10 protein-coding genes are annotated in these 10,428 nt (G+C 48.7%); 7 read left to right on the top strand and 3 right to left on the bottom strand.

Annotated features, from left to right (window positions below):
• Positions 1–101 precede the first annotated feature (101 nt).
• Complete coding sequence (locus VIS94_03310) at positions 102–575, top strand: FkbM family methyltransferase (protein ID HEY9160098.1); 474 nt, start codon at positions 102–104, stop codon at positions 573–575.
• A gap of 37 nt (positions 576–612) precedes the next feature.
• Here VIS94_03310 and VIS94_03305 read toward each other — a convergent pair whose 3' ends face one another.
• Together VIS94_03305 and VIS94_03300 are read right to left on the bottom strand one after the other, a co-directional pair.
• Positions 613–1,938 carry a hypothetical protein gene (locus VIS94_03305; protein HEY9160097.1) on the bottom strand — a complete coding sequence of 442 codons (1,326 nt, stop codon included), beginning with the start codon at positions 1,936–1,938 and terminating at the stop codon, positions 613–615.
• Between the two features lie 5 nt (positions 1,939–1,943).
• A complete protein-coding gene (locus VIS94_03300; protein ID HEY9160096.1) occupies positions 1,944–3,893 on the bottom strand; it encodes a DUF2339 domain-containing protein in 1,950 nt (649 codons plus the stop codon).
• A 199-nt stretch (positions 3,894–4,092) separates the two neighbouring features.
• Here VIS94_03300 and lepA point away from each other — a divergent pair, with 199 nt between their 5' ends.
• The 6 genes from lepA to VIS94_03270 are packed head-to-tail and all read left to right on the top strand — an operon-like array spanning position 4,093 to position 9,955.
• Positions 4,093–5,889 carry a translation elongation factor 4 gene (gene lepA / locus VIS94_03295; protein HEY9160095.1) on the top strand — a complete coding sequence of 599 codons (1,797 nt, stop codon included), beginning with the start codon at positions 4,093–4,095 and terminating at the stop codon, positions 5,887–5,889.
• Positions 5,890–6,513: a signal peptidase I gene (gene lepB, locus VIS94_03290; protein ID HEY9160094.1), complete on the top strand. Its 624-nt coding sequence runs from the start codon at positions 5,890–5,892 to the stop codon at positions 6,511–6,513.
• Between the two features lie 22 nt (positions 6,514–6,535).
• Positions 6,536–7,207: a signal peptidase I gene (gene lepB, locus VIS94_03285; protein ID HEY9160093.1), complete on the top strand. Its 672-nt coding sequence runs from the start codon at positions 6,536–6,538 to the stop codon at positions 7,205–7,207.
• Between the two features lie 24 nt (positions 7,208–7,231).
• Positions 7,232–7,771, top strand: a complete 540-nt coding sequence (gene pyrR, locus VIS94_03280) for a bifunctional pyr operon transcriptional regulator/uracil phosphoribosyltransferase PyrR (GenBank protein HEY9160092.1) — start codon at positions 7,232–7,234, stop codon at positions 7,769–7,771.
• Entirely contained in the window at positions 7,768–8,697 is a 930-nt protein-coding gene (locus VIS94_03275) for an aspartate carbamoyltransferase catalytic subunit (protein ID HEY9160091.1), read from the top strand. The genes pyrR and VIS94_03275 overlap by 4 nt, the downstream gene beginning before the upstream one ends.
• On the top strand, positions 8,687–9,955 hold the full coding sequence (locus VIS94_03270) for a dihydroorotase (protein HEY9160090.1): 1,269 nt from the start codon (positions 8,687–8,689) through the stop codon (positions 9,953–9,955). The genes VIS94_03275 and VIS94_03270 overlap by 11 nt, the downstream gene beginning before the upstream one ends.
• Positions 9,956–10,113: 158 nt before the next feature.
• On the opposite strand, the gene VIS94_03265 is transcribed toward VIS94_03270, so the two are convergent.
• A partial coding sequence (locus VIS94_03265) for a hypothetical protein (protein HEY9160089.1) occupies positions 10,114–10,428 on the bottom strand: 315 nt, incomplete at its 5' end.

Genomic DNA, 10,428 nt, shown 5'->3' with positions numbered 1-10,428 from the left:
CGACCAAATAAGCTCCATCAGCCATTCACTCAACCGCAATGCAGTTGAAATAGCCTGACAATGTACGTTTACAGCCAATTTATATCAAAAGAAAAACCTATGTGAAAGTTACAGTCTCCTCAAACGCAAAATGTGGGTTTAATAGGAAGATAGAAATCCCCCTTAAAGAAGCAAATTCTGAATTCGATAATCTTAGCATCAATTCTTTAAATGTTCTTAAGATCGACACAGAGGGATGTGAAGTGGATATCCTGGAAAACATAAAACACCGCCTTGATGCCATTGATTATATCCTTCTTGAATATCACTCCGAAAAAGACCGCCGCACTATTGACAACATACTGAAAGGGTTTCATGTCGTATCTTCAAAAGCTGCATCCTGTGATGTCGGCCAGGTCAAATATATGAACTCACGGTTGATTTCATCATTGCCTGCAACGGGGTTTGACCCGGAATTACCCCAGGTGAAAATACATAAAAGCATATCCGCCCATCTTCTGAGTGTCAGCAAGAGGCACAGCAATACTCTATATAAATTGATCAACCGTATTCTTCCTGATGATTTAAGCTGTTAGTCATCCTTTTAACCCCGATTCAAAGACATCCCTTTACTCAGCCATTATCCTTCGGGATATTTCTGCTGAGCCTGTAAATCCAGAACCCGAGAATAATCGCAACTATTATGGCCAGGCCTGTTATCAGGTATTTCTGCAGACCTGACCATGTGAATAAATCTTTTTCCTTGAACCTGCTGTTTTCAGTGACAGGTCCGAGGCTTACCTTTTCATAAGAGGAAAGAACATCGTATCTGTCAGGAACAAGCAGGTTCATCTCATAATGCGGAGCGTCTACACCTTTGGCACCAAAATAAAGAGTATATCTCTGCCCCTGAACCGGTATGAAATAAAGCATGAGGCTCGCCCATTCGACATTCAGGCTTGAAATGTCGAGCTCAGAGTTGTCCTGATCAATAACCTTGAGCATCGCGTACCTGCATCTTGAGTGCGAAAAATAGGCAGACAATTTCGCATCCCTGACCCCGGGGATGCGGTAAATTACGTCCCTTGCCTTAAGCATGTATGAATTTTTCTCATTCGTCTCCGAACTCCACAACTCTACCTCCCTGTAAAAGTACGGGGTTCTTATATCGAATGAAACGCGCTCGATGGGAAGATTCAAAAGTCCGAGATCGATATCCGAGTTGTCAGCCTTATCCCGTTTAATGACAGGCGAATCATAAGTTTTCCTGTCATAATCCGTTTTCCCCTCGGTAACGGCAGGCACATGACTTGTCAGCCCTTCAATCCTGATATCGCCTTTTTTGAGTGAGCTTGCGGTAAACTCAAGGTCTTTATATTTCAGGCTCATATTCTCGGATTCATGTTTCGGTGCAGGGTTTTTTTCATCAATTACGATCTTGATGACATCAGCATCGATGATCGCGGTCTTTATGGTTGTATTCCTTAACCTGACCTCTTTTGAAAAATCATAGACCATGCCTGTTCCCACCTGTTGGAATTGCCCATTTTTAAAAGCATAAACCTCAATCTGCTTCATGAAATCGGTATCCGGGGTTATAAGCTCGATATCCCTGAATGCGCCGATACCTTTCGGTCTTTTCAGCATGATTTCCCTCAGATTTCCTGACTTGTCATATCCCGTGATTTCCCATGAAAAACTCTCTTCGGTCTGCTGAGGCCTTCTTGAAGGATAGATGACATAGGGTGTTTCATGACCGGTCTCATCGAATATGCGTAAATCATTCAATGAGGAACCGGTCCTGAATATCACATCTGAGGGAAGCCTGAGTGCGACAGGGGTATTTTTCCAGCTGTTTCCCTTGATATCCGCTTGATAACTGAATGTCGACATGTCTGCGGCAATGGCTTCAAAGCATCCTGCAACCGACAAAACAACCAGAAATATGATTGTCCTCATTTTAATCAATCCTTCCTCTGCACATCTGAGAGTATCCTGTCCTTGAACTTGTAGTACAGGTATGATGCCCCGATAAGGACCATTCCGAGGACGAGGAATGATACAATACGAAACGGCGTGCTTGCATTTGCCATATCGACAAAGAAAACCTTAAGCATGGTAACGGCAAACAGTCCTATCGCCGAATGTCTGAGCACGACAATATTTTTGATGAACCCTTCCGCCATGATGACGATTGAAAAGATCGTCCAGAGTACTGAAATCGATGCGAACTGGGCACCCGGCGAATAATCGCTGAAAAATCCGGACACCTCCATGTTAAGCGTTATAAAAAGCCCGATAATGAATAACGACCAGGAAGCAATTCTGTCGAACTTCGGCTCCATCATAATCTCCGGGTCGGCAGAGGAGAGCATCCGTGGAATCTGAAACATTGCAGCCAGCGTGATAACTGTGGTCACAATCCGTCCGGCAAGCTGGTTAGTGTACCCTGAAGAAAAACACCAGCAATCCGCACTGAACATAAACACCATAAAATAGTCGTAAACATAGAACTTGCCGACCGCAAGAAGAAACACAATTGCGAAGCATCCATACAAAAGCCTGTTATTGAGCCTGATTGAAGCCCAGAGGATAACGGCCGCCTGAAGCACCCAGAAAACGGTAATCCACTCTTTGGAGAAAAGTATCGGCACCGTGAGAACAAGAAAAAGCATTGCATTGGCAAGGAGCATCACGAGCGCTTCAATCTGTTCCCTCCTGTGCCTTGAAATGAAATGAGCCATCCATAGGAATATAGCTGCATAAAGGAGCGTAATGATGCTTGCATACTCTATCCTGGCATATTCTTTGATCATGATAAAAGCATAACCCAGAGCGATGAACGAGTTCATTATGACCATACCCAGTCCGATAAGTTCTTTTTCATGCTCCTTCTTGATATGATATACGAATGGCACAAACGCATAAGTCAGGAAGAAGATATTCAGGAACACCATGGTGGGCCAGAACTTTTCCAGTAAATAATATGTGGCGTACCATGCTGTGAAAAGTGCGTATGTGCATGTAAACCCCAGATAATTGAGCAGCTTCCACTGCCTGTAAAATGCAATCGCCAGGATGCCTATATTAAGGATGGTCATATAGCTCATCAATGCCATCTGGTTGTCCACACCGGTGCCGAGTGCGACAGGTGTGGCAAACCCGCCGATGAGACCGAGCACGGAAAGCCATTTCGTGTCATAGAATATGGACAGGATGCATGCCAGTGCCGTTACGATAATCATGAGCCCGAAGGCTACAGGCTGAGCTATGAGATGGAAGATATAAAAACCGGCAAATGAGGCGAAATACAAAATCGCTATCCCGCCGCCTGCAAGGTAAAGTCCGAACTTTTCCAGTTTTTTCCTCCTGAACCATTCGCCAGCCCCGAGGAAAAAAAGGCCTGTCAGATAAGACATGGCCACCCTTCCGGCCGGACCCACCCAGTTCCTCTCAAACGAGTATTTAAGAAACCAGCCAACGGCCAGAACTGTAAATATGATACCGGCAATAAGTAGCCATTTCTGGCCCAGATGGACTTCGAAATCGGAAGAAGCCCTGGGTTTCCGGGAAACGGCAGGTTGCGGGCCTGGCTCCGGCTTTCTAATGTATTCAAGTTTATCTTCAACCCTGGCTGCAGGTTCAGGTTTTGGCTCCGCCTTCGCTTCGACTGGTTCAGGTTCTGCCGGTGCCGGTGCCGGAATATCAACAGACTTGAACATGGTGTTTTCCAGTTTTGACAGTCTTGAACTGATCCTTCCCACCGTGCTGTTGATGGTTGATATTGAGGTGTTGATATCAGCAAGGTCAGCCTTTATATCGAGAAATGAATAATACCCGGACAGGTCTGATTTGCATTTCGGACATACGGGCTGGTTGCTGCTGTTGTTATTCTGACAGAAAGGGCAGATCATATTTCCTCCTGAATATATGAAATTCACAACAATGACTGTTTTATACCCGATTAGCATCCCCATGTCGATAGCGCACAAAATCGGGGTTTTCATAATTAATTCTGTTCAGAAAGCAACCATTATAAAAGCTTAACCGATATTGCGAAGTGCGCTATTGACAAAGTGAGTCTGCGAAAGGCATTAACCATCTTCAGAAACTATGGAAAATATCAGGAATTTTGCCATCATCGCGCATATCGACCACGGCAAGTCCACTCTTGCGGACAGGCTGATGGAGAATACCGGCCTTATTAAAAAAGGCGGGGCCGAGCAGTACCTCGACCGCATGGATATCGAACGGGAAAAGGGCATCACGATAAAGGCGCAGACCGTAAGGATGCCGTATAAGGCGAAAGACGGAAAAAACTATATTCTCAACCTGATAGATACGCCCGGGCATGTTGATTTTTCCTATGAAGTCTCCCGTGCGCTGGCCGCCTGCGAAGGAGCCCTGCTGCTTGTTGACGCCACACAGGGTGTTGAGGCCCAGACTCTGGCCAATGCATATCTGGCGATCGATCAGGGCCTTGAGATAATTCCCATAATAAACAAGGTCGACCTGGCTTCGGCAAGGCCGGATGTAATAATAGAAGAGATAGAAGAAATAGTTGGCGTTCCGGCAAAAGACGCCGCCCTGCCGATTTCGGCTAAAACAGGAATCGGTACCGAAGAAGTTCTTGAAGCTATTGTCAAACGCATACCGCCGCCCAAGGCAGACCCTGACGCCCCGCTTTCGGCCCTGATATTCGACTGCTGGTACGATTCCTATCAGGGCGTGATAGCGCTTTTCAGGGTCATGCAGGGCAAGATCACTCCCGGCATGAAGATAAAGTTCATGGCTACCGGCGCGGTTTATGAAGTCGCAAAACTGGGCGTTTTCTCTCCCGATGCCATGGATATCAAGGAATTAAGAGCAGGAGACGTGGGATTCCTGGCCGGCGCAATCAAGGAAATCAGGGATGTCCATGTGGGTGATACGATAACCACGGCAAAGGACGGCGCGACGGAACAGATACCCGGTTTCCGCGAAATACAGCCGATGGTATTTGCAGGACTGTATCCGGCGGACAACGTGGAATACTCCGAACTCAGGGACGCCATTGAAAAACTCTCGTTGAACGATGCATCGCTGATCTTCGAAGCCGAGAGCAGCCCGGCGCTCGGTTTCGGCTTCAGGTGCGGATTCCTGGGGCTCCTTCACATGGAAATCATCCAGGAAAGGCTCGAACGTGAGTTCGGTCTGGCCCTTATAATTACGGCACCCACTGTCGTATACAGGGTTAAGACCACCAAAGGAGAAATCCTTGAAGTGCACAACCCGTCAGCGCTGCCTGACGCACAGTACATCGATCATATCGAAGAACCCTACATCAGGGCGCAGATACATACACCGTCGGAATATGTCGGCGGAATATTATCCCTCTGCCTCGAGAAGCGCGGCATACAGAAGGAGCTGCATTATTATACGGGGAGCAGGGTCATTCTGACCTTTGACCTGCCTTTGAACGAGGTCCTCCTTGATTTCTTCGGGAAATTAAAGACCATAAGCCGCGGCTACGCATCCCTTGATTATGAACCTCTGGACTATAAGGTGTCGCCCCTTGTAAGGCTCAACATACTCATAAACGGCGACCCGGTGGATGCCCTTTCCATGATCGTGCACAAGGACATGGCCTATGAACGCGGCCGCGATCTGGCGCTCAGGATCAAACGCGTCGTGCCGAGGCAGATGTTCGAGGTGGATGTTCAGGCGGCAATCGGCGGCAGGGTAATCGCACGCGAGACTGTAAAACCCATGAGGAAAAATGTTACTGCAAAATGTTACGGCGGTGATATAACCAGAAAAAGGAAACTGCTCGAAAAGCAGAAGGAAGGCAAAAAGCGCATGAAGCGCCTTGGCAGGGTTGACATACCTCAGGAGGCATTCCTCGCAATCCTCAGTATAAAGGAGGAGTAGTTGCTTACTGAAAAGAAAAAGAGCCAGAGACGGGAGTGGATCGAGGCATTCATTATCGCTTTGATACTGGCGCTTTTTATCAGGGCCTTCATTCTTCATCCCTACCGCATTCCATCCTCTTCAATGGAAGACACACTTTTAAAGGGTGACCACATAATGGCTACAAAATACAATTACGGCATGACTCTGCCTTTCACCACCAAAAAGATCTGGGGCAGGGATATTATCCCTGCACGCGGCGACATAATCATATTCACGTACCCGAAAAACAAGTCGCTCGATTTCGTAAAGCGTGTCATCGGGCTTCCCGGCGACACCGTTCAGATCAGCCATAAGAAGGTATATATAAACGGCAGGGAATATGCTATGGGCCATGAGAAATACACCGACAACCGTGATTTTACACAGGGACCAAGCAGCATCCGCGATAACACAGGACCGTTAAAGATCAAACCGGGCTATGTCTTCGCCATGGGTGACAACCGCGACCAGAGCTATGACAGCCGCTTCTGGGGTCAGCTCCCTGTTGAATATATCAAGGGCAAGGCCGGGATAATTTATTTTTCATGGGACAATATACTCGGCAGGCCCAGGTTCAGCCGGATCGGAAGTTTAATAAAATAATCTTTATTTCAGGGAGGATACATTGAATAACCAGCAGGCAAATCCGGACTCAGTCAGCCGGGAACCGATAAAGAAAAAACCGGAAAGCAAAGGCCAGCTGAGGGAATGGGGCGAGGCGCTTCTTTTCGCCCTTATCCTTGCGCTTATAATCAGGGCCTTTCTCATCCAGGCATACCGCATACCGTCTTCATCAATGGAAGACACCCTCCTGAAGGGCGACCATATCCTGGCGACAAAATACAACTATGGTGTTACCGTACCATTTACCACATATAAGATAATCGGAAAGGACATTATCCCGAAGAGGGGGGACATAGTCATATTCACATTCCCCATGAATCATGAAATGGATTTCGTGAAACGTGTTGTCGGACTTCCCGGAGATACGGTTGCAATAATCAATAAAAAGGTTTTTGTTAACGGCAGTGAATATAGGGAAGGGCATGAAAAATATACCGATCCCTATATTGTCGACAGGGGGATATCGGTCGTAAGGGACAATATGCCTGAAACGCTTATAAAGCCCGGGAACATATTCGTAATGGGCGACAACCGAGACCAGAGCTATGACAGCCGCTTCTGGGGTCAGCTTCCGCTTGAAAATATAAAAGGCAAGGCCCTTATCATATATTTTTCATGGGACAGGAGCAATTTCTTCAACAGGCTGCTCAGGATAGGGCGTCTGGTAAAGTAGAAGTATAAAAACAGGAGGAATACGGTGACTGATATTCTTCTGACGCCCGGCGAAGTCGGGATGGTGCTTCAGGAACTGGCGGACAAGCTTGAGTCGAAGTTCAAAACCTGGGAAGACATTGTCTTCATCGGCATAAGGAGCGGCGGCGAACACGTTGCCGAACACCTTGTGAGGCTCATGAAAAAAAGGCTTGGCAGGGAAATCCCGCTGGGAGAACTGGATATAGCCCTGTACAGGGATGACCTCTCGAAAAGGCTTTTCTATCCCGAAGTGAAAAAGACCAGCATCCCGTTCGACATAGAGGGTAAAATCGTCATCCTGGTAGACGACGTCCTTAATACGGGGCGGTCAGTCAGGGCGGCAATCGACCATATCGTCGACCTCGGCAGGCCGCGGCGCATATACCTCCTGGTGCTGTTTGACAGGGGTGGACGCGAACTCCCCATTCAGGCTGACTTTACAGGGAAAACTATCGAGCTCCCGTCAAAAAAGATTATCAAGATAAACGTGCCTGATGATACCTCAAAACTGGGCAATGTCATAATAACCGGGGTGAAAAAATGAACTGGCCGCATAAGGACCTTATAGGAATCGCGGACCTTGAGGCAGAAGAAATCACCACAATTTTTGATCTGGCACCCAATTTCAAAGAAATTTCCAGACGCGACATCAAGAAAGTCCCGACGCTCAGAGGCAAAACCGTCGTCCTTATTTTCTATGAGGCCAGCACCCGTACAAGGCTTTCATTCGAGATTGCAGCCAAGAGGCTGAGCGCGGACACGGTCGCCATCTCCCAGACGGGAAGCGCCTTCCAGAAGGGTGAAACCATGATGGATGCGGCAAAGAACATAATGGCCATGATGCCGGACTGCATAGTCATGAGATATCCGTATGCGGGCATGCTGCCCCGTCTGGCGAAAGAGCTCCCCTGCTCGGTCATAAATGCGGGCGACGGGTATCACGAGCACCCGACGCAGGCCCTTCTCGACATGTATTCCATGAGGGAGCACTTCGGCGCGCTCAAAGGGCTCAATGTAGTCATGGTAGGCGACATCATGCACTCGCGTGTGGCACGCTCGAATGTGTATGGACTTAAAAAAATGGGGGCCAGGGTCACGCTTGTTGGACCGAAAACGCTTATGCCCCCGGGCATCGAATCATGGGGTGCTGCGGTCTCGACGGAGTTCGATCCCGTCATACCTGATGCGGATGTGATCATGATGCTGAGGATTCAGAAAGAGCGCATCGCCGAGCACCTCTTTCCCGGTGACCGCGAATATTCAAGCTTCTACGGGCTGGGCAAGGCAAGGGTCGCCATGATGAAAAAGGATGCGGTGATCATGCATCCGGGGCCCATGAACCGCGGCGTGGAGATAAACTCGGATGCTGCCGACAGCAAGCGCGCCATAATCCTGGATCAGGTTGAAAACGGCGTGGCGATACGAATGGCTCTCATGTATCTCTGTCTTGGAGGCTCAAATGTGGATTAAGGGCGGAAGAGTAATCGATCCTGCAACAAAAAAAGACGCCGTAGCCGACATCGAGATCGAAGGCGGAATAATAAAGGACATAAGGCAATCGGCAAAAGCGGCGAAGAAATCTGAATGCATCGATGCGACTGGCAAGTGGATTATCCCCGGCCTCATCGACATGCATGTGCATTTCAGGGAGCCCGGCTTCGAATACAAGGAAGACATACTTTCGGGCAGCATGGCGGCAGCGGCTGGAGGCATAACCACCGCGGTATGCATGGCCAACACCAGGCCCGTCAACGACAATCCGTCCGTGACAGGACATATCATGAAGAAAGTATCCGACGCAGGGATCATAAGGGTCCTTCCGGTCGGAGCTGCCACGAAGAACATGGAGGGCAGGGAGCTTTCTGAAATGGGGCTAATGAAGAAAGCGGGAATCGTTGCCGTATCCGACGACGGAAACCCCATAGAAAGCGCAGCCATGATGAGACGGGCTATGCAGTATGCCTCGACATTCGGTCTTATCCTCATGTCGCACTGCCAGGACAGGACCCTTTCGGGAAAGGGCGTCATGAACGAGGGCAGGCTTTCATCAAGGCTCGGGCTTCCGGGGATCCCCAATATCGCCGAAGACGTAATGGTTGCCAGGGATATCATGATAAGCGCCGAACTGGGAATCCCGGTTCATATCACCCATGTATCCACACACGGCAGTATCTCGGCGGTCAGGGATGCAAAAAAATCAGGCGTGCCGGTCACCTGTGACGTGACACCACATAACCTGCTCCTTACCGAAGAGCGCGTCCGGACATATGACACGAATGCGAAGATGTACCCTCCTCTGCGCTCGGAAGCAGACAGACAGGCGCTTATCGACTGCCTGAAGAACGGCACTGTCGACTGCATCGCAACCGACCATGCGCCTCATGCAAAGGATGAGAAGGACCTTGATTTCGACCTCGCACCCTTCGGCGTCACCGGTTTGCAGACACTGCTGCCAGCAATCCTTAAGCTGCATTACGACTGCAGGATCCCGCTCATGAACATCCTTGCAATGGTGACGATAAACCCCGCCCGAATCCTCGGCATAGAAGGCGGCAGGATCGATAAGGGAGGCCGGGCAGACATAGCGATTGTCGACCCGAAAGCGGAATGGACACTGACCGAAGACATGTTGGTCTCGAAATCCAAAAACTCGCCCTTTATCGGCTGGAAATTCAAAGGCAGGGTTACAACCACGATCGCAGCGGGCAAGGTTGTTTACAAAGCCTGATGCCGCTTGAGCAGGAATAGGCGGCACAGGAATAAGCTGTTGAGCTGATAAGCTGATAAGTAAAACCAAATGCCATTGATTCTTCTTGTCTGATTATTTACTTCGTATTCCTGCTGCGCTTCCCCAGACTTTCGTGGCGGTATAATGTTGAAGTTGGTTTAAATTTCAATAGTCATAATGTCATGGACGTCCCCAACTACGGTCTGAGGCTGACCGGCGATGGCATCTACACGTTCACAGTCAGCACAACTGATGCAAACAACATCGAATACACCGATTCTGTCAGCATCGTTGTTCAGGATAAACAAAAGGTTGATGCCAGGTTGAGACAGTGACCTTCCCCCCGAAAAATAAGCCATATTTGAAGCGAGTATGATCTGGTAAAAAGGTAAGAGGAGGATCGTACCATGAGGAGAGGGAGATTTGGAGAGGAGCAGATAATCCGGATACTGAAGGAGAGAGAAGCCGGGGTT

Source organism: Desulfomonilia bacterium, from assembly GCA_036567785.1.
Classification (GTDB): domain Bacteria; phylum Desulfobacterota; class Desulfomonilia; order UBA1062; family UBA1062; genus DATCTV01.
This window is presented reverse-complemented; position numbering and strand designations above follow the sequence as displayed.